This is a genomic window from Aeromonas sp. (assembly GCF_050633025.1).
Taxonomy (GTDB): domain Bacteria; phylum Pseudomonadota; class Gammaproteobacteria; order Enterobacterales; family Aeromonadaceae; genus Aeromonas.
In genome coordinates, this window is the sequence record NZ_JBODRQ010000047.1 from 1 (window position 1) to 24407 (window position 24407).

Genomic DNA, 24407 nt, shown 5'->3' on the forward strand with positions numbered 1-24407 from the left:
TGCTGCAACTGGCCAAGGTGATGAGCCCGGAAGAGGTGCAGCTCTGCTACCAGATTGTGCTGGGTGGCCGCAAAGATCTGCCCTGGGCCCCCGATGGCCGCACTGCGCTGGAGATGACCTGCCTGCGGATGCTCGCCTTCTCGCCACGGCGCGATGCCCTGCATCCGGCCAGCCTCACTGCGCTGCCCCCGTCAATGACGAGTAGTGCCACTCCGGTAGCCTCTTTGCCGGGAAAGCGCCCGGCCGCTGAATCGGCCGCGCTGGCACCGATCAGCGGCGCCGTGCCTGCACCGCTAGCCAGCCCTGTTGCTACAAGTGCAGTGCCCGCGGTTGATGTCTCCCTGACTGCGATGGCTTCCGCGATGCTGGATAATACCGGTAACCCAGCCGACAGCGAGGAGGAGGCGCAAGCCGCCGAGCTGTTCAGCCAGCAGGATGAGCTGTTGCGCGAGGCAGCGGGCATGGGGTATCAACCAGAGCCCGCGTTGCCACATGCGCAGCCCGCTGATGATGGTGAACATGCCGCAACCGATACGGACTATTCCCGTGGCCAGCCGCTGACCGCCGCCTTCGAGCCCGCGCTCGAATCGACAGCCGAGCCGGTTACCGCTCCTGAAGCCGTGTCTGCGGTATCGAGCATGCAAAGCCTGCTTGGCAAACGCAATATGCTGCGTAGTCGCCAGCGTGGGGAGAGCAGCGCAGCTGCTCCTGCTCCTCGGGCTGTGCCGGTTGCGCCGTCGCCTCAGGCTGCTGCCTCTGCGCCAGCACCTCAGCCACAGAGTGTACCATCACCTGCTATCAGCCAAACGGCCACCCAGAGTGGCCCCGCCATGAGCCAGTTTGACGAGCTGCCGCCGGTGGATCTCTACGCCGAAAATTATGACGAGGCGGGTGATAACGGGGATTACGAGGAGTATCTCAGCCAGAGCTTCATGGCCTCGCCCGTGCCTGAGCCTGTCCGCAGTGCGCACAATCGCACTGCGGCTCCCGCTACCCAGCCTGCACAGCCAACCGATCTGCCCCCTTGGGATTTGGCTGGGCAGCCGAGCTATCGACCCGGTGAACGCAGCGTTGCGGCGCCTGCGGTGACGCCAGCCCCTGCGACCCAGCCGCCCGTTGTTACCACGGCGGTGGCTGCTGCCCCTGTGGTGCAGAGCGAGCCCGTCCAGCCAGTGATGGAGACCATCGACTGGGACGAGCTTGAGAGCGATGAGGAGCCGCAAGAGGGGGAGGCGACACGTCTTATCCCTTCCTCACTGCTCAATGGTTGTGGTGATGCCTGGGCCGAGCTGATTGCTCACACCGAGGTAGGCGGTCGGCTGCGCCAGCTCGCCATCAACTCGGTGATGACGCGGGAAGGGGACAAGGTGCTGCTAACTCTCAAGCCTGAGCAGCGCCATCTGGTGAGTGACAAGGCGCGCGCCGATCTGGCCGAGATCATCGGGCCAGCGCTGGGTCAACCGGTGCAGGTCGAGGTGACGCTCGGTGTGGTGCCTGACCAGGAGACCCCCCTCGAGATCGAACACCGCCTTTATCTCGGGGTGCGCGAGCTGGTGACCCGGGATCTGGAGCAGGATCCCAACGTACAGTTTTTAGTTCAGCGGTTTGGTGCCGTGCTTCATCACGAGAGCATCGAGCCCCTCAACCGCTAAATTCCGTGGCCGGGAGCTGGCTCCCGGTTGAAAAGCAGTTTGGCTGTCCCCATATAGGACAGACAAGCCCACAGCCCGGCGCTGGATGCCGGATTTCAAGACGAGAGACGACATATGTTTGGTAAAGGTGGAATGGGGAACCTGATGAAACAGGCCCAGCAGATGCAAGAGCGCATGCAGAAGATGCAAGAGCAGCTTGCTCAGATGGAAGTGACCGGTGAAGCTGGCGCTGGCATGGTCAAGGTCACCATGACCGGCAGCCACAGCGTCCGTCGCATCGAGATCGATCCCTCCCTGATGGAAGATGACAAGGAGCTGCTGGAAGATCTGGTCGCCGCCGCTTGCAACGATGCCGTGCGCCGTGTGGAAGAGCAGAACAAGACCAAGATGGGCGAACTGACCGGTGGCATGCAACTGCCGCCAGGCTTCAAGATGCCCTTCTAAGGCGACTCTCCCCGCGCATTCTTGCTCCCTTGTCGCTGGCCGTTCGGGTCACGGCAAGGGGGACGGCAGAGAGACCCAAAGACGCAGCCGTTATTGCTCAGGCGATACGCTGCGTTTTTTTGTGGGTGCCATGCTAGCGTGGACGGACTCTATCTATCCCTTCTGGGGATAGGCTGCCATAGCGCAGAAAATTGCGTTGTGAATTGCAGCGCCTCGGCAAGGTGGCGCTATTTGTCGATATCCGCTATCGGATATCCCGGTTTGGTGCGAAGGGGCGGGATCGGCATAATGGCGGCTTGCCGTATCGAGGAGATTGTATGAATTATATAGGAGCCCACGTCAGTGCGGCCGGCGGGGTGGAGAATACCATCGCCCGGGCCCAGGCTATCGGGGCCAACGCGTTTGCCCTCTTTACCAAGAATCAGCGTCAGTGGCAGGCGGCTCCCTTGTCGGATGCTACCATCCGCGCTTTCAAGGCGGCCTGTGACAAAGCGGGTTTTCTGCCGGAGCAGATCCTGCCCCACGACAGTTACCTCATCAATCTGGGCCACCCTGATCCCGATGGTCTGGCCAAATCCCGCGATGCGTTTCTCGACGAGATGAAGCGCTGCGAGCAGCTGGGGCTCTGTTATCTGAACTTTCACCCCGGCAGTCATCTCAAGCAGATCCCCGAAGCGGCCAGCCTCAAGTTGGTGAGCGAGTCCATCAACTGGGCGTTGGAGCGCAGTGAAGGGGTGACGGCGGTAATAGAAAATACCGCCGGGCAGGGGACCAACCTCGGCTGGTCGTTCGAGCAGCTCGCCACCATTATCGAGGGGGTGGAGGACAAAAGCCGGGTCGGGATCTGCTTCGATACCTGCCACGCCTTTGCTGCGGGTTATGATCTGCGCACCGCCGAGAGCTGTGCCGCCGTCTTTGCCGAGTTCGACCGCACGGTGGGTTTTCACTATCTTAAGGGGATGCATATCAACGGCGCCAAGTGCACCTTCGGTAGCCGGGTCGATCGCCACCACAGCTTGCGGGAGGGCAATCTGGGGGAGGCAGTATTCCACCACATCATGAATGATGATCGCTTCGATCGCATTCCGCTGATCCTCGAGACAATAGACGAGTCCATCTGGGGCGAGGAGATCAGCTGGTTGCGCAGTCTGGCGAAGTGATATTCAGACGCGAATCAAAGAGAGGGAGCCGTGGCTCCCTCTCTGCTTTTCCCATTGGTGTGCAGGTCTGTCAGCGGCGCTCCGAGCGGGCGTTACCCTGCGCGGCTCACCTCGGCATCCTTCACCTGAGCCCGGCAGAAGTGGATAAAGTGGCGCAGGGAGGTGGAGTGGTACTTCTGCTTGTGCCAGATAAGGGAGAGCTGGCGCGGGAAGCGACGGGAGAGGGGCAGGGCGATCAGCCGCCCATCTGCCAGGCGATCCGAGGCTGCCAGCCGGGAGATAAAAGAGATGCCAAGCCCCTTCTCCACCGCCAGCATCACCGCCTCCAGAGTGTTGAGTTCAAGCCCTGGTTGCCAGCGAGGCAGCTCGGGCTGGATCTGCAGGATAAACTGCTCGCGGCTGCCCGATTGCGCTTCACGCAATACCCAGGTCTCGCCCCCCAGTCGGGAGAGGGAGAGCTCCTTCTTGTTGGCAAGCGGGTGACCGGGTGGGGCTACCACCAGCATCTCGTCCTGCAGCCAAGGTTCGGCGAGCAGGTCGGGGTGGTGGTTCTCCCCCTCAATCAGTGCCATATCCAGCTCGAAGTTGGCCAGCGCATGGCAGAGCAGGTGAGTGTTGTTGATGGTCACCTTGGGGGGGAGCCCCAGCTCATGCTTGCTGCTGGCGAGCAGGGTGGGGAGCAGGTAGTTGCCGATGGTCTGGCTGGCACCAAGGCGAAGCTGGCCGCTCGGTTCGGCATTGGGGCTGAACAGGTTCTCGATATCCTGCATCCGGGTCAGCAGCTCTTCGGCGGCCGGTTGCAGCAGTCGCCCCTCATTGTTGAGCTGCAATCTGGGGTGAATGCGGTCAAACAACGGGGTGGAGAGCTGGCGCTCCAGCTCCTGCAGCGACTGGGAGACAGCCCCCTTGCTCAGGCAGAGCTCGTTGGCGGCAAGGCCAAGATTCCCATAGCGGGCAATGGTGGCGAACACTTTCAGCTGCTGCAGGGTCAGTTTCATTGTGTTTGGTTTTCCCGAATGATTGATTCAATTCATTTAGATATCGTAAACGATAAGGGGCCATTATCCTATCGCCATAGTCATCAATAGAAAGGTGTCATCATGATCGCAAGAACCCGTAAATCACTGGCTGCCGCCCCAACCCCCATGGCGGGTCTGGCGCTGGGCATTGCCAGCCTTGGTTGGTGTTGGGAAAATGCCGGTCACTTCGATGGCCGGATGCAACTGCTGGGCGCTGCCATTGCGGCCGTGCTGCTGGTGATCCTGACCTTCAAGTTTCTGCTTCACCCCCGCCTGCTGTTGCAGGATCTCGCTCACCCCGTGGTGGGCAGTGTGGTACCGACCTATGCCATGGGTACCATGGTGGTCTCCAAAGCGTTGGGTATGATTGCGCCGCAAGCGGGCGAGGCCCTCTGGCTGTTTGCTGTCGCAGTTCACCTGCTGTTTCTGGCCACCTTTATCTGGCATCGCGCCAAAGAGTTTGAAATCCACCACATGGTGCCGAGCTGGTTCGTGCCGCCGGTGGGCATCATCGTGGCTGACGTCGCCTTCCCGGGTGGTCAGTTTGCCCCGCTGGCCAACGGCCTGCTCTGGTTCGGGATTATCTGCTACGGCCTGATGCTGCCGCTGATGCTCTATCGCCTGATCTTCAGCCATGAAGTGCCGGATGCCGCCAAACCGACCATCGCCATTCTGGCGGCTCCTGCCAGCCTCTCTCTGGCCGGTTACCTGACCGTCAGTCAGGAGCCGTCACTGCTGCTGGTGGCTGTGCTGTTGGGGATCGCTATCCTGATGACCGGCATCATCTATCTGGCCTTTATCAAACTGCTGCGTCTGCCCTTCTCGCCGGGTTATGCCGCCTTCACCTTCCCGCTGGTGATCGGTGCCACCGCTCTGTTCAAAGTGGCTCATCTGGTTGAAGGGTTTGCGCAAGGGAGTCACTACGTCGAGCAGATCAGACTGCTGGCCCACTTCGAGCTTGGGGTGGCTACCGTGATCGTCGGGTATGTGGCACTGCGTTACCTGATGTTTTTTCTGCCGCAGCGTAATACCGAAATGAATAACGGCATGGCCCGCCAGGGTGCTCACCGTTAAATCTTGAAGAAGATGTGACATCGGGAAATGGATAAGCAGTGCGCTCCGAGAGCGACGGGATAAACGACCAGTCATACGATGGACAAAAGAGCCACAACCCTGGTTGTGTAATAAGCAAAATGCTTCGCAGTACGGGGCATTTTTTTATCTTTTCATCAATTCCGTCGTACTGAGCCTCCTTTTGTACGTGATATAGCGGATTTAACTGGTATTACCTGTCAGGACGACTACAATGCACCACCTTTTCGCCACGGCGCCTGAATCATGTCTGCACCAGATCCCGTTTTTGACCCCTCCTTTGAGGCTCATTTTCTTCATCCCCGTTACTGGTTCAGCTGGCTGGCACTCGGTGTGCTGATGGTGCTCGCGTTTGTTCCGGCGCGTCTGCGTGACCGGTTGGCCGAGGGGCTGGCTCCGTTGGTGTTTCGTATCTCGAAAAAACAGCTCTATATCGCCAGAACCAATCTGGAGATCTGCTTTCCGCACAAGAGTCCGGCCGAACGCGATGCCATCGCATTGATCTCGATCCGGGTGGGGCTCAAGAGCCTGCTTGGCTTCGGTGAGTTCACCATGCGCAGCGAGCGTTATCTGATGAGCCGGATGCAGGTGAGCGGCTGGGAGCATATTGAAGCAGAGCAGGCGGCTGGTCGGCCGGTGATCCTGGTGGTACCCCATACCTGGCCGGTGGATGCCGCCGGTTACTGCTTTACCCGCCGTGGGGTGCCCATGTGCACCATGATGAAACGGGCGCGCAACCCGGTCTTTGATTGGCACCTCAACCGGGCGCGGGCCAAGAACGGTTGCCGTGTCTATGAGCGCAGCGCCGGCATCAAGGCGGTGATCAGAACCATCAAGAGCGGTCGCAGCTTCTTCTATCTGCCGGATCAGGATCATGGCCGCGAGAAGAGCATTTTCGCCCCCTTCTTTGGTCACTCGAAAGCCACCTTGCCTGCGCTGTCGCGGCTGGTGGAGGTGAGCGGTGCCAAGGCGGTGCCGCTGCTGGCCTGCTATGACGAAGAGAATCACTGCTATCGGTTGGAGATTGAGGCACCGTTTGACAACTACCCAACCGCCGATGTAATGGCCGATACCTGCCGGATGAACGACACGGTGCAGCAGCAGCTGACCCGTCATCCCGGCCAGTACATGTGGTTCCTCAAGATCTTCGATACCCGCGAGGATCAGGAGGGGCTTGATGGCCTCTACGAGGCGGGCATCCAGCGCATTCGTCAGGGGCTCTCTCCTTACGCTTGATCGCGCGTAGTCTGGCGGCAGCATGCTGTCAGCCTGATAAAAATGGCCCCGAGAGGGCCATTTTTTGATCCCGAGTGGGATGGCCATCACCTCTGCGAATGGGAGCCAAGGGGCACAGGGTAGAAAAAAATGTCAGGATAACTACAATAACTGTTTGTTTTTGATGACTTGATGGCCGCCATGTCTCCGTTAGATCCGGTATTTGATACCTCATTTCATAGCCACCTGCTCCATCCCAAATGGTGGGGCAGCTGGTTTGCTCTGGGTTTGCTCTCCCTGCTTGCATTCATCCCGGTGCGAGTGCGGAACGGCTTTGCCAATCTGGTGGCACCCACCCTGCTGCGGTTTTCGAAAAAGCAGGCCTATATCGCCGATACCAACCTCAAGATCTGTTTTCCCGAGCTGGATGAGGCGGCCCGTGCAGCCCTGCTGCTCAAATCGATCCGGGTCGGCCTCAAGACCTTTATGGGCTTTGGCGAGCTGACCTGGCGTAGCCCGGCGTACCTGCTGCGCAACATCAAGGTAAGTGGCTGGGAGCATATCGAGGCGGAGCAGGCCGCAGACCGCCCGGTGATCCTGGTGGTACCTCATACCTGGGCGGTCGACATGATTGGCCGCTACTTCTCCATGATGGGCATCGAGATGTGCACCATGATGAAGAGCCCGAAAGATCAGGTGTTCGACTGGTACATCAACCGCGAGCGGGCCAAAGGGGGCAAGGTGTACGAGCGAAGCGCCGGGATCAAACCGGCGATCAAGTCGATCCGCGCTGGTGCCAGTTTCTTCTACCTGCCGGATCAGGATCATGGCCGTGAATCGAGCGTGTTTGTTCCCTTTTTTGGTCGCCCCAAGGCAACCCTGCCTGCCCTGCCCAAGCTGGTGAAGCTGGCCGGAGCCAGAGCAGTACCTATCTTTGCCAGCTATGACGAGGATGAGGGGCGCTATTTGCTGGAGATCGAGCCTCCGTTTGATCCTTACCCCACTGCGAATGCGATGGCGGATGTGGTCGCCATGAATCGCATGGTGGAGCAGCAGGTGACTCGTCATCCCGAGCAGTACATGTGGTTTCTCAAGATTTTCGAAACTCAGGAGCACCAGGCGGGGCCGGATGGCCTCTATGAAGCAGGGATCCAGCGGATCCGCCAGGGATTACCCCCCGAGCCCTGAGTTGAACTGGCCCGCTGGCGGGCCATGTCTGTTGCCGCGGCATGCCCGGAGGGGAATTTTCAGTACCGGGAGATGGACAAACAGCGGGCAGACAGTGACTAACTGAGTGCCGGAGAGAAAAATGGGCAGGTGGACGTGCAGCATACAATTTTGCAACGGGCAGAGAGAGTGAAAGGGCGGTCATGAAAGTTCCAAATCGAATCCAACCCCTGGTTGATGACGGCCTGGTCGACGAGGTCATCAGCCGGTTGATGAGCGGCAAAGAGGCCGATGTCTATGTGGTGCGCTGTGGCGATGAAACCCGCTGCGCCAAGGTATACAAGGAGGCGTCCAAGCGCAGCTTCAAGCAGGCGGTGGTCTATCAGGAGGGGCGCCGGGTGCGTAACAGCCGCAGCGCCCGCGCCATGGAGAAGGGCTCCAAGTACGGTCGCAAGCAGCACGAAGAGGTGTGGCAGAGCACCGAAGTGGATGCCCTGTTCAAGCTGGCGGCAGCTGGCGTGCGGGTACCCAGGCCCTATGTTTGCCTCGATGGTGTGTTGTTGATGGAGTTGGTCACCGATGCCGATGGCAACGTGGCACCCCGCCTCAACGACATGGCTTTCAGCCATGAGCAGGCGCTGGCGGATCACGCCAAGGTGATTGGGTATGTGGTACGTATGCTCTGCGCCGGTCTTATTCACGGCGATCTTTCCGAGTTCAACGTGCTGGTGGATAGCCAGGGTCCCGTGATCATCGATCTGCCGCAGGTGGTGGATGCTGCCGCCAACAATCAGGCCAGAGCCATGCTGGAGCGAGACGTCAACAACATGCGCAACTACTACGGCATTTATGCCCCCGAGCTGCTCAAAACGAACTACGCCAGAGAGATGTGGGCCCTCTACGAGGATGGCAAGCTCACGCCCCAGAGCGAGCTGACTGGTCAGTTCGAGGAGAGCCGGGAGGCCATCGATCTCGATGCCGTGCTTGACGAGATCGCCAGTGCCGAAGAGGAAGCTTATGCTCGTCAGGCACGGATGAAGGCAGAGCAGGAAGACAGCTACTAACCGATTCATTCCGGTCAACCCAATATCCAGGGGCGCTATCAGGCCCCTTTCTCTATCTGGTTTTTGCCTTGGTCAGCGTTTTGTCATAGTGCTGGTCAATCGCCGGGATCGAAACTCAAGTATCTGTTATTACGTAGCGCTGGCAGTGCCAGCAGCCAAGGCGGAATAACTCTTCTTATCGTCAGGCTTGCCATTCGATATCGAGCCTCTGAGCAATCAGAGCATCATGGCCTTGCTACCCGCAGGGGATGCGCTCTTCACCCTGTCTCGTGATGGATGTGGCTGTGGCCTTTACTCAGTGCCGAAGGATCCGAAACAGTCTGAAGAAGAGGTTGCAGCTCTACGCTGCAAGTATGAGAAACGGGGGAGCAAAGCCAGGATTAGCCGAGCTTTGCAGGCCGTCAGTATGGAGAGTCGACCGCGTAGTTGTGAAGGTATTGATAACGAGGTTGCAGAGTATCTGCAAGCCGTATGCGTACGCACCGGCAGAGTGGCTATTCTGCCATTTTTCTGTGGTGGGCCACCTGAAGATGAAAAGATAGCGTTGAGTCAGAAGGTGAACTGCCGTAGCTCCGATTTACCTACCGCCGGGGAGCTGCTGGAGCTCAATAGTCTGCTGCAGGTCAGCGACTGGTAAGGAGATTTAATCGGCGATCATCGGCAAGCGCAGCACGGTTGCCTCCCTGCCCAGATGGGTCAGCAGACGGCGCACGTCGTCGAGGCGGATGATCAGGGTGGCGGTGTTGACCAAGGGATGGCACTGCACCTGTTCGGCCTGCCAGATCGTTTCATCCACCACCAGCTCTACCGCGTTTTCCTTGTCGCGCACCATGGCGAGCAGGGTGACCGAACCCGGGGTGAGGCCAAGCACAGCATCGAGCCGCTCGGGTGAGCCAAAGCTCAGTCGCTTGATCCCGAGTATTGCCGCCAACCCCTTGAGATCGACCCGGCTCTCCTCCTGTGTCACTACCAGAAACAGCCGTTCGCTTTTCGGATCGCGCAAAAAGAGGTTCTTGGTCTTGGCTGCGGGAAGGTCGGGCAGCAGCGTACTTGCTTCCTCACAGGTGAAAACGGGGGGGTGATCGAAACGTTGGTAGGGGATGGTCAGCTGATCCAGCAGGGAATAGATTGTCACAGAAACTCCTTTTGTTGACAAAGTGCGGTAATAGTACGTTGTTAACCGAATGAAGGGAAATGACAACGGGAGCAAGCTTACCAGTTTGTCCTGCGCTTCGCAGCCTGCCTGATGATTGCGAGCTGACACTGTATGAACGTACAATAATCCCATTCTCGTACAGCCCCTTTATGCTTCATGACTGCAACTCAGCCCACCGTACCCGCCACTCCGCCGCTCGACGGTTTTATCCTGACTCGCCACGGTCGGGACGTGCGCGGTCGCAACGGGCAGCCTGCCACCACCGAAATCGTGATGTGGCTCTGGAGCGCGCAGGGGCCGGTGCGGGTGGTGGTGCCGGGACAGGAGCCGGTGTTCTTTTTGCCGCAGAGCCATATGGCAGAAGCTGCCGAACTGTTTAAAGGGGCCGGGGTGAGCGGGCGGTTTCGCCGCCTGCCGATGCACACCTTCGACGGTCGCCCTGTGGTGGGCTGCTATTTCACCACCCTGAGCGCCTTTCACCGCGCCATCGAGCTGCTGCTCATTCGCGGACTGGAGCACTTCGAGGCGGATATCCGGCTGCCGGAGCGTTTTTTGATGGAGCGCTTCATCACCGCTGGCGTGCGTTTCGATGGCCGGGCGGTGAAGAAGGGGGGCAAGCAGGGCTACTGGGAGGTGAACGAGGCGCGCTGCGCACCGCGGGCGGTGACGCCAACCCTCTCTTGGGTGTCGCTCGATGTGGAGTGCGCCATGGACGGAGCGCTCTTTTCGGTCGGTCTTTACAGCGAGCAGGATGCGCGGGTCATCATGATTGGCACCCCGGAGGCCGATGCCGAGAGCTGGGGCACTCGAGTGGAGTGGGTGGCGGACGAGAGCGCCCTGCTGAGTGCGCTGGAGAGCTGGTTCAGTCTGCATGACCCCGACCTGGTGATTGGCTGGAACGTGGTCAACTTTGATTTTCGCCTGCTGCTGCGCCGCGCCGAGCTTAACAAGCGGCGGCTGCGGCTTGGGCGGGGGCGCGAGCTCTGCTTCTGGCGCTCGTCACGCAATGACTCCCAGAGCGGCAGCGTCATCATTCCCGGGCGCATGGTGCTGGACGGCATCGACACGCTGAAGAGCGCCACCTGGCAGTTTCCGAGCTACAGCCTGGATGCGGTGGCGAGCGAACTGCTCGGTCGCGGCAAGGATATCGAGGATGTGGCCAACCGGGGGGAGAAGATCACCGAGCTGTTTCACTCCGATAAGGAGGCGCTGGCTCGCTACAACCTGGAAGATTGCAAGCTGGTGTGGGAGATCTTCGACTACTGCCACCTTATCCCTTTTGCTATCGAGCGCGCCTCCCTCACCGGTCTTGAGCTGGACAGGGTTGGGGGCTCGGTGGCCGCCTTTACCAACCTCTATCTGCCGCGGCTCCATCGTGGCGGTTACGTGGCCCCCAATCTGCCGGCCGACGGGGGGCTGGCGAGCCCCGGCGGTTATGTGATGGACTCCAAACCCGGTCTCTATCGCCATGTGCTGGTGCTCGATTTCAAGAGCCTCTATCCCAGCATCATCCGCACCTTTTGCATCGACCCCATGGGACTTATCGAGGGGCTGCAGCATCCCGAGCACGCTATTCCGGGCTTTCGTGGCGCCATGTTCTCCCGCGAGCGGCACTTTTTGCCGGAACTCATCGCCACCCTGTGGGCGGCGAGGGACAGAGCCAAGGCCGCCAGCAACAAGGCACTCTCCCAGGCCATCAAGATCATCATGAACTCCTTCTACGGCGTGCTGGGTTCGGGGGGCTGCCGTTTCTATGATCCGCGCCTAGCCTCGTCCATTACCCTGCGTGGCCACAGCATCATGAAGCAGACCAGCGAGTGGATTGAAGAGAAGGGGTTCGAGGTGATCTATGGCGACACCGATTCCACCTTTGTCCATCTGGGGCGCGAGACCAGCCCGGATGAGGCGGACGAGATCGGCCAGCGACTGGCTCAAATGATCAACGATAACTGGGCTGCACTGATCAGGCGCGAGTTCGATCTGCCGAGTTATCTGGAGATCCAGTACGAGACCCACTATCGCCGCTTTCTGATGCCCACCATCCGCGGGCTGGAGAAGGGCAGCAAGAAGCGCTATGCCGGGCTGGTTGGCAAGGCCAGCGAGGGGAGCGAACAGCTGGTGTTCAAGGGGCTCGAATCGGTGCGTACCGACTGGACCATGCTGGCCAAGCAGTTTCAGACCCGCCTCTATGAGCTGGTGTTTCACGACCAAGATCCCAGCGGCTATGTGCGCACCATGGTGGATGAGACCCGCGCCGGTCGTCACGACGATCTGCTTATCTACCGCAAACGGCTGCGCCAGAAGCTCGAGGAGTATCAGAAGAATGTGCCACCCCATGTGCGGGCGGCGCGGCTGGCCGATGAGGAGAACCTGCGCCGTGGTCTGCCCCAGCGCTATCAGCATCGGGGCTCCATCGCCTATCTGATGACCCTCAATGGCCCAGAGCCGCTGGAGTACCGGCGCAGCGCCATCGATTACGAACACTATATCGACAAGCAGTTGCGGCCGATTGCCGATGCCATCCTGCCCTTTATTGGCGAGTCGTTCGACCGGATCTGTGGTCAGCAGCTGGATCTTTTCTGATTGGTGCAAGTTGGCACTTTACTTCCCATGAATACTGGATAAAAATACAGTTATAAATCATGGAGAAGTTTCCTATGCGTCTTGAAATCATCATCGACAGAAAACATCAGATCCCGACCTCGACCATGGAGGCGCTGCGTCAGGAACTGCTCAAGCAGCTTGGTGAAAAATTCCCCGACATCCATGTGCGGGTCGCGCCGGGCAGTGCCATGGCCCTGACCGTCAGCCGTGCCAGCAAGGAAGACAAAGAGCTGGCCGAAGCCATGGTGCAGGAGGTGTGGGAGAACGCCGAGAGCTGGATGCCGGAAGAGAACGTCGCCTCCTGATCCCGCACGGTCAGTGGATAACTCGGGCGTTGGATAAATGGGCGGCGGATAAACAGGCATGCCCTCTACTGATCCGTTGATCCCCGGACAACAAAAAACGCAGCCAAGTGGCTGCGTTTTTTGTGGGTGGTAAGAGGCTCGCGATGGTTTTTCTGGCTCTGGGTTGAGCCAGGCCCGTTACAGCCCCGCCCAGCTTTTCAGGCTCTGCTGCTGTACCCGGCGATTGGCTTCGCGGATCTCCCCTTTGGCGCGCAGGTCGGCCAGCGCAATGGGCAGTGCGGTGCGGATCTCGTCACTGCTCATCCCGGCCTTGAGGGCCGGGTGATAGGCCATCTTGAGCAGCACATAGTCCAGCCCGGTCAAAAAGCTGTCGATGCTGTTGTCATTGAAGATGGAGGGAAACACCTTGTCCGAGTCGTTGGGCAGCCCCATCACCTGGGTGAACTCCTCCACCACGCAGTCGAGAAAGCGCCCCTTGGCCCGGCTGTAGTCTACCGGAATGATGATGGTGGCACGGCTGATCTCGTGTTTTGCATTGGTTGCGAAGTTGGCCAGGCAGAGCCCCTCCTTGAGTGCCATCTTGACCGATGGATCGCCCCCCATGGTGCGGTTGGCCCAGCTCTTCATCTTGCTGTAGTCGGTCATGATCAGGGTCAGATTGGGCTTGCTGCTCACCATGCTGATGGGGTGGCCGGTGATGCGGGCCAGATGGGCCGCCTGTACCTTCACCACGTCGGCCTGCAGCGGCTTGTCACCCGACTCATTGATAAGTTGCAGCCGGATCGGCTGCTGCCAGCGGGCAAAACGGGTTTGCCGTGCCTCGCCATACTCCCGCTCCATGGCGATGGCCATAAAGCTCTCTGTGAGATAGCCGTCGCTCTGCCAGCGCTCATCGGCACGGGCGCTGTGGCCCGCGAGCAGAAGCAGCAGCGCCAGCAGCCCGTGTGACGCGCGGCGGGGATGGGCAGCGCAACCCAAGTTGGCCATTACCAAAGTGGCAATAAAGCGCGTGGCACCAAAGGGGGTGGCGGCAAATGGCATGTTTCCTCCCTGAAACGGTTGTCAGCCTAGCGGTTGGCCTTGTCGATATCGCGCCAGGTGAGCCAGAGCCTGAGATCAAACTCCAGTTGATGATAGTCGGGCTCCATGTGCTGGCAGAGCTTGTAGAAGCTCTTGTTGTGATCCTTCTCTTTGATATGGGCCAGCTCGTGCACCACGATCATTTTCAGGAACGGGGGCGGCGCCTCCTTGAACAGGGCGGCGATGCGGATCTCGTTCTTGGCCTTGAGCTTGCTGCCCTGTACCCGGCTGACGTAGGTGTGCAGGCCGAGGGCATCCTTGATCACGTTGATCTTGCCGTCAAACACCACCTTTGACAGGGGCGCCGAACTCTTGAGGTAGCGGTTCTTCAGCTCCATGGTGTAGGCGAGCAGCGCCTTGTCGCTCTGGATCTGGTGGTTCTCCGGGTAGCGTTTGGCCAGCATCTCCCCCAGCTTGCCCGCCGCAATCAGCTGCTGTACCTGTGCCTTGAGGGGGTCTGGATAGCCGCCCAGATAAGTCAGTTCCGCCATGGTGTTACTCGTTACATCAAAAAGAGCGTCATTGTAGTTATCTCGGGTGAGCTTGCCTACTGCTGGCCGTCGCTGCAAGGGGCTTTGGCGCAAGAAAAAGGGCGGCCATTGCAACAATGGCCGCCCTGCGGGGCGTATTGACGATCAGCGTCGGCGATAGAGACCCGGATCCACCTCTTCGTAGTGGCTGGTCAGGTATTGATAGAAGGCGAGATGGGAAGGGGAGCTCGGTTTTTTCAGCTCCTCGCTCACCCGATCCGGCTTGGCGATGATGAACTTCGGGCTCTGGCGCTGGATATCGGCCAGCACCCGCTCGCGCACGTCATAGGGCGGATTGACGTTGGCAAAGAAGAGGTAGGCGGAAGCCGGCTGGCGATCGGTCCAGAGATAATATTGCGGCTGGATGCCATCGACCCAAATCTTGTCGCTCGGGCTGGTCTCGGCCTTGATGCGATCGACCCGTACCTGCGCCGCCGGATTGAAGGGGCGCCCCTTGAGGGTCCCTTCCCAGGCGTTGTTGATCATCAGCAGCAGCATGGCCAGCGTCGCCAGCCAGGGGGTGGCACTGCGCACATCCCAGGCGCGCCAGAGGGGGATGAGGATAAGTACCGGCAGCGCCCACAGCAGGCTGGTGGCGAGCACCTCGTTGACCCGCTCTAGGGACCACTCCTTGGTGCTCCAGCCAAAGGCGAGTTGCTGGGCCAGCAGCCAGCTGGCGGTGAGCACCACCAGCGAGATGCAGAGCAGGCCGATCGCATCAGCCTGCTGTTCGCTGCGATCCAGCAATACCGCCAGCGGCAGCACCGCCAGTTGCAGATAGAGCACGTCGTAGTGATCGAACACATGGCCGGAGACCGAGTTGGCGATCAGGGTAAACAGCACCCCAAACAGGGTCGCCAGCAGGGCGGGCAGATACCACTCCTGACGGCGGCTCAGCATCAGAATGATGAAGGCGGGCAGCAGCATCACAAGGCCGGTGCGCAGCAGGCCGACGGCGCCCACCATGGGGGAGAAGCCGTTGCCGTAGCTCCCCTCGAAGAAGATGTCGAAGGCGTAGTATTTGAAGGCCGCCAGCAGATCATGCTGCTGGAAGTAGGCGTAAAGCGGGCCGCCAATCAGCGCCAGCCCCAGCAGGCTGGAGATGAGCAGCAAGATGGCATCATGCCACTTCTCGTGCAAACACCAGTGGCAGAACAGCACCAGATACCAGGCGCCCCAGAAGGCGCCGTTGTTGGTGCGCATCCAGGCGACGATGGCGAAGGTGAGGGCCGCCACCAGCGCCGGCCACCAGCGAAATCCCTTGTCCAGCAGCAGGGTAATGAAGGCCCACTGGGCGATGAGGGCGAGGTGGAAAGTCCAGTCCTCGGTCATGTTGCCGTAGTAGTAACGGGTGCCGTAGAGAGCCAGCACCGCCAGCATGGCGCCAAGGCGCGCCTTGAACGAGAGTCCGAGCTGGGCAAAGGCCTGCCAGCTGGCCAGCAATCCGAGCCAGCAGAGCACCCACTCCAGTGCCCAGATCCCGACAAATCCCCCCAGTCCATAGCCCAGTGCGTCGAGGGCGAAGATCATCGGCCCCTTGATGTCGATCATGTCGCGATAGAGCACGCCCCCTTCGCTCCACATCTTGCCCATCACCGCAAACAGCGAGGCATCAAAGCCCGGCGCCATGGCGTGGAAGAGCGGATTGCGCAGACAGAAGAGCAGCGCCAGCAGGGCGGTCAGCAGCACGATGGCTGGCTTGATACCCGGGTTGACGCGAGGGGGAGTGAAACGGATGGAGTGATTCATGAAGTCGCCTGTTCCTGCAGCTGGTCTTGAAAGCGGGCCTATCTTGCCGAGCTAGTGAGTGCGATGCAATGGGGCGGGCCCGTGTGGGGCAAATATTCTCGAAAAAGCCCGGTTCTTGCAGAGATCCGGGCGCTGGCTGCGGCAATTTTGGCCGTCAGGGGATGTGGTAAAGGCATCCCCCCGATATCAACTGAAGTACTCAACCAGGGGGGGCTGCGCTTCCAGTGTGGGCAGGTGACGGGCCCAGCGGATAAAAGCGTCGGCCAGGGTGATGCCGAGCTCCTGATTGTGCTGGGTCAGGGTACGCGCCAGTGCGGTGTAACCCTCCTTGCCGGAGGCGGTATAGGCGCTCGACACTCCGCGATAGACCTGTTCGGCATTGACCGCTTGCCACTGGCCGGGGGCGGCTTCCCACTCCAGTCGGGTGATGCGCTGACCCTTGGGCCGATCGGCCTGATAGGTGAATCGCACCCCTGCGGTGTAGGGGAAGCTGCCGTTGCCATTGCCGACCACACCGTTGTTGGTGGCGTTGTCGATGGCATTCTCCAGCGCTTCCGCCAACTCGTGACCGTGCACCCGATAGAGGGTGAGGGGAATGGCAAACGGCAGCAGGCGACCGGCAATATCTGCTTCGCTCAGGGGGCCCGGCTCTAGCGAGCAGCGCACGCCGCCAGCATTGTGCAGGGCAAAGTCCACCTCGCCTACCTGTTCACGGGCGGCGGTCAGCATGGCGCGGGCCACCAGCGGGGCGAGCTGGCTGCCGTGGGGCAGGGTGGCATCCGGCAGCCGCTGATGAGGAAGTGGCGCCGCCAGTCGGGTGACGATGCGCTGGCTCATGGTTTCAATCTCCGGCCGATAGCGTTTGGCCAGATGTTGTTCAAGCTGTGGGTCCGGCTCACAGAAGGTGAGCCCGACAGGTGGCGTGGAGGCAAATGGCCAGGGCTGCCAAGGGAGCCACTCCAGCTGCCCCTCACTTTGCACAACGCGGCCCGCCTCATCGAAGGTGAGCTCGCAGACACCGAGGCAGAGGGCGCTGTGGCCAGCGTGCAAAATGGCCACCCCGTTGTTCATCAGCGGATAGCTGCCTTCGCTTGGCAGACCCAGCGGCGCGAGATCGCCGAGCAGGCTGTGGGTATGGCCGCCGATGATGAGGCTGAGCTCGGGGAAGCGCTCGGCCAGCAGCTTGTCCTGATCCAGCCCGAGGTGGCTCAGCAGCACGATATGGTGGATCCCTTCGCGCCTGATCTCCCGCAGCACCTTGGTGAGGGTGTCGGCGACCGCGTGGAAACGGGTGTGGGGATCCGGGTTGGCGATGGCAGCCATCTGGGCGAGGGTGATGCCAAGCAGCGCAAAGGGAACCCCGTCGATCACCCGACGATGCCAGGACTGATGGGCGTCGTAGAGATGGGGGATATCCCACAGCCCTAGCGGCGTGTCGGCAGGCTCCTGACTGTTGTCCAGATTGGCGGCCAGCACCGGAAAATCGAGCTGGCGCAAGAACTCCACCAGCGGGCCGTTGCCCAGATCGAATTCGTGGTTGCCAAGTACCATGGCATCGGGGGCCAGCATGGCGAGCAGGTCGGCGTTGGCGCGCCCTTTGAAGCGGTTGAAATAGAGAGAGCCCTGAAAGGAGTCGCCACCGTGCAGAAACAGAAAACGCTGGCCGGCTGCTGCGGCTTTGGCACGCAGTTGGGTCAGTCGGGTCAGGATCCGGGCATAACCGCCGCACTGGGTGCGCCACTGGCCTTCACTGACAGGGGAGAAGCTCATGGGCGCGCCATCGAAGTGGGAGTGGCAATCACTGAAATGGGCAAGTTGAACCGTAATACTCATCTCGGTCCTCCTTAGGGGGAAAATGAGCACCGAGTCTACTGCAAAGGGGGGGGAGGATACCAGCCCGGCAGGGTGCCGGGCTGGTCAGTGATCAGGCGGGTACCATGATCTGGGTGGCGATGATCACCACCAGCAGGCCGACGGCGACCGGCATACTGGTGCGCTTGACCACCTCGAACGGCGAGAGCTTGCCCATCCCCGCACAGGCGACCACCACCCCGGAGACCGGAGAAATGGTGCGACCCAGGTTGGAGGCTTGCAGCATCGGGATCACCAGATAGGCCGGGTTGATGCCAAGGCTGCTAGCCAGGTTGGGGATCAGCTCCACGAAGGCGTAGAAGGGGGCATTGCCCGAGCCGGTGGTGAAGGCGGCCAGGGTGGTGATCACCACCAGCGACAGCATCATGATCAGGCCGCCGGAGCCGAGATCCTGCGCGTGAGCCAGCAGGGTGTCGATAAAGCCGATGGTCATCAGACCCTGGGCAAAGACACCGGCACCGACCAGCAGCATGACCACACCGGCAAAGGCGTCAGCCATGTTGCGCCAGCAGACCTGCAGACCGTCCAGCAGCTCCTTGCCATTGCGGATACGCACGAGCTCCAGCAGGCTGGCCAACACCATGCACATGACGATGATGGTGACGATATCCAGCTGCGGACCCCATTTGCCGTCAAACACCAGCACCCCGATGATGGGGGTAAAGGGCAGGATGGCGTAAAAAGCAGGCGCAGTCGTCACCAGATCACCCGGGGCGACCGGCTCGTTGTGCTCACCGGATTTTTGATCAAGGTAGCGCTGCCAGAAGAAGTGGGTCACCGCCATACAGGCAATCGCCACCAGCGAGATGGGCAGGGTCAGCTTGAAGGCAAAGTCCAGCAGCGGCATGTTAGCGGCCTGGGCGGCCATCACCACGTCACCGGAGGTTGGTGCCAGAATGATGGCGGCTGGCGAGGCGCATACGGCCGCAGCAGCGCCACGGGAGATCCCCATGTTGACCATCAGTGGGAACAGGGTCGCCATCAGCAGCACACCCAGACCGGTTGCGGAGCTCACCGCCAGCGACATGGCACAGGCCACCAGATAGGCCGCCACCAGCAGGATATAGGGGGACTTGATGATGCCGAGCGGTTTGCTGGCCAGCTTGACCAGAATGGTGTTGGCGCCGATATGGCTCATGTAGCCGGCGAAGCCGCACAGCACCATGATCAGCATCCCCAGTCCACCGCCACGGTCATTGAGCAGGAAGCGGACGTATTCGAAGATATCGGTTGCGATATAACCGGTGCTGACCACCTTGCTCGGCAGCACCGCTTTGCCCATCAGGGCTGTGACGACCAGCAGCAGCAAGCCGCCGCTCAGCAGCACCCCGGTCGCGGAGTATCCTTTGAATATGGCGCGCCCGACCACCAGAGTGACCAGTGTGCCGATGATGAGTTCCAGCATATGTTGCCTTCTGATTGGATGAGAACGGGATGAAGAGTCTATTCCTGCAGAGGATGGTGGGCGACTGGAAACCGGATGTTGTGTGAGCTAAATCAACATTTAATTCCGAGAAAACAATCTTAATAAATTAAAGGAGCTGTTTTGGTTGTTTAATATTGTTTTTTCTTGCTGTATTAAGTCTTGTTTAAAGTGTTTTGTATAGGCTGGGGTGGTTTGGTAGGGGCAAATATTGCCATTCGGCATCTCATGGCTCCTCACTCTTGCGGTGTACTGGTGGTTGCCGAGGGGAACAAACACCATTTTGCCGCGCTGGCATCCAAAACCACCGAAGCAAACTGTCTGGCCCGCCATGCCATCCGGATATAGAGGAGGTCGCGCTGTTGGTCACCCCGAGATTCTATGCCGAAGAGGAAATACGGGGACTTTGCGAGTTGTGGCTCAATGAGGGGGCAGATCAGGACTTTTTTGCCAACCGTCTTAAAAATGATCATTTTATTCAGATAGATGGTCATGACATCAATGTGAAAAACTATCACCTCGACTGGCAGCGCATCAGCCGTCATGCTCAATAAAAATACAGTTTTGCCCTTGTGCCATACTCTGCTCACGCAACCTGTGAGCGTGCTCTGATTTCTGGGCGCATCATTGTATTGCGCCGCCTCGTCGTCACACATAGGCTATACCCGTCATCTGTGTGGCGGTGGGGTTCACCAAGGTTGGTACTCCGCCCGTGCAATCAAGGAAGGTAGTCTGGCATGGTCAGCAAGGTTTATGGAGTAGTGGGGGTCGGATTGTTGCTGTTGCCCCTGATGAGTCAGGCTCAGCCGAGCCGGCCGCAAGTGGTGCCAGAGTCCCGCATCAACGTCCGTTTTTATGAGGTCAATGCAACCAGCCCGGATCAGCTTGCCCGGGCGATTGCCCAGAGTGCCCCCAAGGTAAATGGCAAGCCCGTGCTCGGCAAGGCGAGTTATCAGATGGACTGGCAGCTGGATACCGAGCAGTTGCCGGGGCGCTGCCAGCTCAACCGGGTGACGGTCACGACCAACGCCACCGTGTTGCTGCCCCGCTGGCGTGAGAGCGCGAGCAGTAACGATCCTGCCCGTCAGCGCTGGGGGCGGCTGCTCTCCAGCATGTTTGACTACGAATCCCGCTTCAAGGAGATGGTGCTGCAAGGGGCCAACCAGGTGGGTGGCGCTATTTCTGGGCTACCCGGACATGCAGATTGTCAGGCACTGCGCTATGCCGCGTGGGCAGCAGGTAGTGGCGAGCTGAACAAGATCAAGGGACGGCTCGACGGATTCCAGCGGCAGACAGGTTACGGCGAACAGCTTGGGGTGCACTGGCCCAAGTGAGCGCGATCTCAAGACGCAATATCCACTATCGCACGATTTGATAAATAGAATGGCCGCCCGATGGGCGGCCATTCTATTTCTTTGCAGAGTCCGGTTTAGACCAGCGCTTTGCCCTTGAGCAGCTTGCGTACCCAGTAACGGGCCGGGTGGAGCGCCTCCAGCAGATCGGCAGCTAGCGGCAGGGGATCGCCGCAGATCTCGCTGGCGAGCAGCTCGCCACAGAGCGGCGCCGAGCAGAGACCCCGTGAGCCGAGCGCCCCCAGCACATAGAGGCCGGGGTGAAGAGGTAGCGGCTGGGCGTTGTGTTGATCATGCTGCAGCTGCGCATAGTGATCCGCCAGACCTTGCAATCTGGCTACTGGCCCTACCACCGGCAGGTGATCCCGGCTGGCACAACGTACCCCTACCCGTGCCTCGTTATCACTCACATCCACCTCGGCGGGCCAGGTTTGCTCCGGCAGGCAGGCTTGCAATCGCACCTGATTCTGGATTTGCTCCTCGGCACGAAACTCAAGGCTGCTCTGGTTACGCCCATAGCTGGCACCGATGCAGTGTTGATCGTTGTGGGCTGGAGTGAGGTAGCCATCATAGCAGAGCACGGTCTTGAGCCGGCTCAGGCTGGCCGAGGTCGGCACATGGCTCACCTGACCGCGCACCGGATAGAGCGGTAGCTCGGCAAAGGGGAGCAGCGCTGGCAACTGGTGACCGGCGGCGACCACCAGATTGGGGGCCTGCCAGTGGCGGCCGTCCTGGCTCTCTACTTGCCAGCCATCGGCCTGCTCGGCAATGGCAACCACCTCGGTGTTGAGTACCACCTCCAGTAGCCCGCTGGCTTGCGCCTCTTTCAGGGCGGCTCGGGTGAGATCGGCCGGACAGAGCCAGCCCCCCAGCGGGTAACTGACGCCGCTGTGGCCGCAGGGCAGGCCAACCACCTGCTCTACCTCTGCTGTAGAGAGGGGATGCATCAGCTCGGGTGGGAAGGGGCCCTGGCTCATTTTCGCCAGCTTGGCTGCCGATTTGTCGTCATAGCCGAGCTGGGTCACTCCGCACAGTGCAAAAGCGATGGGATGATGCGTGGCCAACGCCAGCAGCCGTTGGCGGGCATAGCCAAAAGCGAGGGAATAGAAGCGTGACAGGGCATCGTGCTCGCCGTTGAGCAGGGGATAGAGCGCCCCCTGGCGGTTGCCGGAGGCGCCGGTGGCTGGTTCGCCATCTGAACACAGCAACGTCACCTTGCGACCCCGCTCCATCAGAGAGAGCGCCGTCATGGCCGAGGCGATGCCGCCGCCGATGATCACTATCTCGCCCGCGCGTCCGGCAGGACGGGCATACCAGGGGGCAATGGTTTGCTGCGGCTGCTTGTCGGTGCGATCCCCCACCAGCATCTCCCGCTTGCTACCGTGGCCCTTCACCTTCTTCATGGCAAAACCGGCGGCAATCAGGCCGCGACGGACAAAACCGGCACAGGTAAAGGTGGCGATGGTGCAATCGGGACGAGCGAGGCGAGCGAGACCATCAAACAGCTCCTGTGTCCACATCTCCGGGTTCTTGGCCGGGGAGAAACCATCCAGATACCAGGCATCCACCAGCCCCTCTGCCCGGTGAGGCACTTGCGGCAGCATATCCTTGATGTCGCCAAACCAGAGATCGAGGCGAATGCGGCCGCCCGCAAAATGCAGGCGGTGACAACCGGAGACCGGCAGCGGCCACTGGGCGATAAGATCCTGACTCAAGTGGCCAAGTTCAGGCCAGGCAGCCAGCGCCTTGCGCAGATCGTCCCGGGTCAGGGGATATTTTTCAAAACTGATGAAGTGCAGACGGGAGCCGTTGCCGGATTGAGGCGCCTGTTTCAGGAAGGCTTGCATTGTCGCCAGAAAGTTAAGGCCTGTGCCGAAACCTGTTTCACCTATCACGAAACTGTCACTATCGTGGTGCGAAAATCGCGCAGGTAGCCGGTTTTGCTGCAAAAAGACGTAGCGGGTTTCACTTAGACCGTTATTATTGGAAAAGTACACATCCCCGAAGTCACTGGAGACAGGAGTTCCCGCTTCATTCCAATCCAATCGGGCATGATGTAAGGATGTTTGACTCACGTTTTCCTCGGCTCGCGTCACAAAATCGCGGGCATTCTACGTGAAAGCAGACCAGTTTGGCAGCCGAAAGCGGGTAGACTTGGCGCCAGTTTTTCCAGACGAGATGAATTAATGAGAAGAGCAGTGATCACCGGTATCGGCGTCATCTCCAGTATCGGCAACAACAAGGAAGAAGTGCTGGCCTCCCTGAAAGCAGGTAAATCCGGCATCACCTATTCCGAGCAGTTCGAGCAGCACAACCTGCGTAGCCGTGTCTGGGGTAACATCAAACTCGATCCGTCTGAACTGATCGACCGTAAAGTCATGCGTTTCATGGGCGACGCTGCGGCCTACGCCTACCTCTCCATGCAGCAGGCCATTGAAGATGCCGGTCTGGCGGAAGATCAGGTCTCCAACGAGCGTACCGGCCTGGTGGTCGGTTCAGGTGGTGCCTCCGGCAAGAACACCTCGGAATCTGTGGACATCGCCCGCGAGAAAGGGGTCAAGCGTGTGGGCCCTTACATGGTGCCGCGCACCATGTCCTCCACCACCTCTGCCTGCCTGGCGACCCCGTTCCAGATCAAGGGTGTCAACTACTCCATCAGCTCAGCTTGCGCCACCTCTGCCCACTGCATCGGTCACGCGCTTGAGCTGATCCAGCTTGGCAAACAGGATGTGGTCTTCGCCGGTGGTGGTGAAGAGCTGGACTGGTCCTCTACCATCCAGTTTGACGCCATGGGTGCCCTCTCCACCAAGTACAACGACACGCCGGAAAAAGCGTCCCGTACCTATGATGCGAACCGCGACGGTTTCGTTATCTCCGGTGGCGGCGGTATTCTGGTAATTGAAGAGCTGGAACATGCGCTGGCCCGTGGTGCTCACATCTATGCCGAGTTGACCGGTTACGGTGCCACCTCTGATGGCTATGACATGGTCGCGCCGAGCGGTGAAGGCGCGGTGCGTTGCATGAAGATGGCGATGCAGGGTGTGGGCAAGGTTGATTACATCAACACCCACGGCACCTCCACTCCGGTGGGTGATACCAAAGAGCTGGAAGCTATCCAGACGCTGTTTGGCGCCAACGGTCCCAAGATCTCTGCCACCAAGGCGATGACCGGCCATGCGCTGGGCGCTGCGGGCGTGCACGAGGCTGTCTACTCCCTGCTGATGATGGAACACGGCTTTATCGCTCCCAGCATCAACATTGAGACCCTGGACGAGAAGGCGGAAGGTTTGCCCATCGTGCGCGAGTACGAAGCGGCCGAGCTCAACACCGTCATGTCCAACAGCTTCGGCTTTGGCGGTACCAACGCCTCTCTGGTGTTCAGCAAGTTCAAAGTCTGATATCCGGTTGATATGAAAAAAGCGCCTCAGGGCGCTTTTTTTGTTTCCGTGATCTGCCATCACTCATTGCAGAGCAGAGCAGAGCAGAGCAGAGCAGAGCAGAGCAGAGCAGAGCAGAGCAGAGC

The 24407-nt window shown here is 60.0% G+C and carries 21 protein-coding genes; 12 read left to right on the forward strand and 9 right to left on the reverse strand.

Features of this window, described 5'->3' with window-relative positions; all coding sequences use genetic code 11:
• The 3 genes from ACRAUW_RS08610 to nfo all read left to right on the forward strand — a co-directional run.
• A partial coding sequence (locus ACRAUW_RS08610) for a DNA polymerase III subunit gamma/tau C-terminal domain-containing protein (protein ID WP_431361946.1) occupies positions 1–1652 on the forward strand: 1652 nt, incomplete at its 5' end.
• 114 nt (positions 1653–1766) lie between these two features.
• A complete protein-coding gene (locus ACRAUW_RS08615; RefSeq protein ID WP_041210739.1) occupies positions 1767–2096 on the forward strand; it encodes a YbaB/EbfC family nucleoid-associated protein in 330 nt (109 codons plus the stop codon).
• Between the two features lie 317 nt (positions 2097–2413).
• Positions 2414–3256, forward strand: a complete 843-nt coding sequence (nfo, locus tag ACRAUW_RS08620; protein ID WP_431361947.1) for a deoxyribonuclease IV — start codon at positions 2414–2416, stop codon at positions 3254–3256.
• Positions 3257–3348: 92 nt separating this feature from the next.
• On the opposite strand, the gene ACRAUW_RS08625 is transcribed toward nfo, so the two are convergent.
• On the reverse strand, positions 3349–4254 hold the full coding sequence (locus ACRAUW_RS08625) for a LysR substrate-binding domain-containing protein (protein WP_431361948.1): 906 nt from the start codon (positions 4252–4254) through the stop codon (positions 3349–3351).
• A gap of 102 nt (positions 4255–4356) precedes the next feature.
• Between ACRAUW_RS08625 and ACRAUW_RS08630 the strand changes: the two genes are divergently transcribed.
• The 5 genes from ACRAUW_RS08630 (at position 4357) to ACRAUW_RS08650 (ending at position 9450) form a co-directional block, all read left to right on the forward strand.
• Positions 4357–5349 carry a TDT family transporter gene (locus ACRAUW_RS08630; protein WP_005352390.1) on the forward strand — a complete coding sequence of 331 codons (993 nt, stop codon included), beginning with the start codon at positions 4357–4359 and terminating at the stop codon, positions 5347–5349.
• 264 nt (positions 5350–5613) lie between these two features.
• Positions 5614–6603, forward strand: a complete 990-nt coding sequence (lpxM, locus tag ACRAUW_RS08635) for a lauroyl-Kdo(2)-lipid IV(A) myristoyltransferase (protein WP_431361949.1) — start codon at positions 5614–5616, stop codon at positions 6601–6603.
• Positions 6604–6774: 171 nt separating this feature from the next.
• Complete coding sequence (locus ACRAUW_RS08640) at positions 6775–7770, forward strand: LpxL/LpxP family acyltransferase (RefSeq protein WP_431361950.1); 996 nt, start codon at positions 6775–6777, stop codon at positions 7768–7770.
• A 182-nt stretch (positions 7771–7952) separates the two neighbouring features.
• Complete coding sequence (locus tag ACRAUW_RS08645) at positions 7953–8813, forward strand: PA4780 family RIO1-like protein kinase (RefSeq protein ID WP_431361951.1); 861 nt, start codon at positions 7953–7955, stop codon at positions 8811–8813.
• Between the two features lie 226 nt (positions 8814–9039).
• Positions 9040–9450 carry a hypothetical protein gene (locus ACRAUW_RS08650; protein ID WP_431361952.1) on the forward strand — a complete coding sequence of 137 codons (411 nt, stop codon included), beginning with the start codon at positions 9040–9042 and terminating at the stop codon, positions 9448–9450.
• 6 nt (positions 9451–9456) lie between these two features.
• On the opposite strand, the gene ACRAUW_RS08655 is transcribed toward ACRAUW_RS08650, so the two are convergent.
• Positions 9457–9948, reverse strand: coding sequence for a prolyl-tRNA synthetase associated domain-containing protein (locus ACRAUW_RS08655; protein ID WP_431361953.1), 492 nt, complete (start codon positions 9946–9948; stop codon positions 9457–9459).
• Between the two features lie 177 nt (positions 9949–10125).
• Between ACRAUW_RS08655 and ACRAUW_RS08660 the strand changes: the two genes are divergently transcribed.
• The gene (locus tag ACRAUW_RS08660) at positions 10126–12552 is read left to right on the forward strand and encodes a DNA polymerase II (protein WP_431361954.1); all 2427 of its coding nucleotides are present in this window, start codon (positions 10126–10128) and stop codon (positions 12550–12552) included.
• A 74-nt stretch (positions 12553–12626) separates the two neighbouring features.
• Entirely contained in the window at positions 12627–12878 is a 252-nt protein-coding gene (locus ACRAUW_RS08665) for a DinI family protein (RefSeq protein WP_005333426.1), read from the forward strand.
• A 177-nt stretch (positions 12879–13055) separates the two neighbouring features.
• On the opposite strand, the gene ACRAUW_RS08670 is transcribed toward ACRAUW_RS08665, so the two are convergent.
• The 6 genes from ACRAUW_RS08670 to ACRAUW_RS08695 all read right to left on the reverse strand — a co-directional run bounded on the left by ACRAUW_RS08670 (position 13056) and on the right by ACRAUW_RS08695 (position 20188).
• A complete protein-coding gene (locus tag ACRAUW_RS08670; protein ID WP_431361955.1) occupies positions 13056–13919 on the reverse strand; it encodes a DUF2927 domain-containing protein in 864 nt (287 codons plus the stop codon).
• A gap of 26 nt (positions 13920–13945) precedes the next feature.
• The gene (locus tag ACRAUW_RS08675) at positions 13946–14449 is read right to left on the reverse strand and encodes a M48 family metallopeptidase (protein WP_431361956.1); all 504 of its coding nucleotides are present in this window, start codon (positions 14447–14449) and stop codon (positions 13946–13948) included.
• Positions 14450–14593: 144 nt separating this feature from the next.
• Positions 14594–16237, reverse strand: coding sequence for a hypothetical protein (locus ACRAUW_RS08680; protein WP_431361957.1), 1644 nt, complete (start codon positions 16235–16237; stop codon positions 14594–14596).
• A gap of 186 nt (positions 16238–16423) precedes the next feature.
• Positions 16424–18070, reverse strand: a complete 1647-nt coding sequence (locus tag ACRAUW_RS08685) for a bifunctional metallophosphatase/5'-nucleotidase (protein WP_431361958.1) — start codon at positions 18068–18070, stop codon at positions 16424–16426.
• Between the two features lie 91 nt (positions 18071–18161).
• Positions 18162–19514, reverse strand: coding sequence for an anaerobic C4-dicarboxylate transporter DcuC (dcuC, locus tag ACRAUW_RS08690; RefSeq protein ID WP_431361959.1), 1353 nt, complete (start codon positions 19512–19514; stop codon positions 18162–18164).
• Between the two features lie 254 nt (positions 19515–19768).
• Entirely contained in the window at positions 19769–20188 is a 420-nt protein-coding gene (locus ACRAUW_RS08695; protein WP_431361960.1) for a hypothetical protein, read from the reverse strand.
• 81 nt (positions 20189–20269) lie between these two features.
• Here ACRAUW_RS08695 and ACRAUW_RS08700 point away from each other — a divergent pair, with 81 nt between their 5' ends.
• Positions 20270–20866 carry a DUF922 domain-containing protein gene (locus tag ACRAUW_RS08700; RefSeq protein WP_431361961.1) on the forward strand — a complete coding sequence of 199 codons (597 nt, stop codon included), beginning with the start codon at positions 20270–20272 and terminating at the stop codon, positions 20864–20866.
• 95 nt (positions 20867–20961) lie between these two features.
• On the opposite strand, the gene mnmC is transcribed toward ACRAUW_RS08700, so the two are convergent.
• Positions 20962–22980, reverse strand: a complete 2019-nt coding sequence (mnmC, locus tag ACRAUW_RS08705) for a bifunctional tRNA (5-methylaminomethyl-2-thiouridine)(34)-methyltransferase MnmD/FAD-dependent 5-carboxymethylaminomethyl-2-thiouridine(34) oxidoreductase MnmC (protein WP_431361962.1) — start codon at positions 22978–22980, stop codon at positions 20962–20964.
• Between the two features lie 90 nt (positions 22981–23070).
• On the opposite strand from mnmC, the gene fabB reads away from it, so the two are divergent.
• Positions 23071–24282, forward strand: coding sequence for a beta-ketoacyl-ACP synthase I (fabB, locus tag ACRAUW_RS08710; RefSeq protein ID WP_431361963.1), 1212 nt, complete (start codon positions 23071–23073; stop codon positions 24280–24282).
• Positions 24283–24407 lie beyond the last annotated feature (125 nt).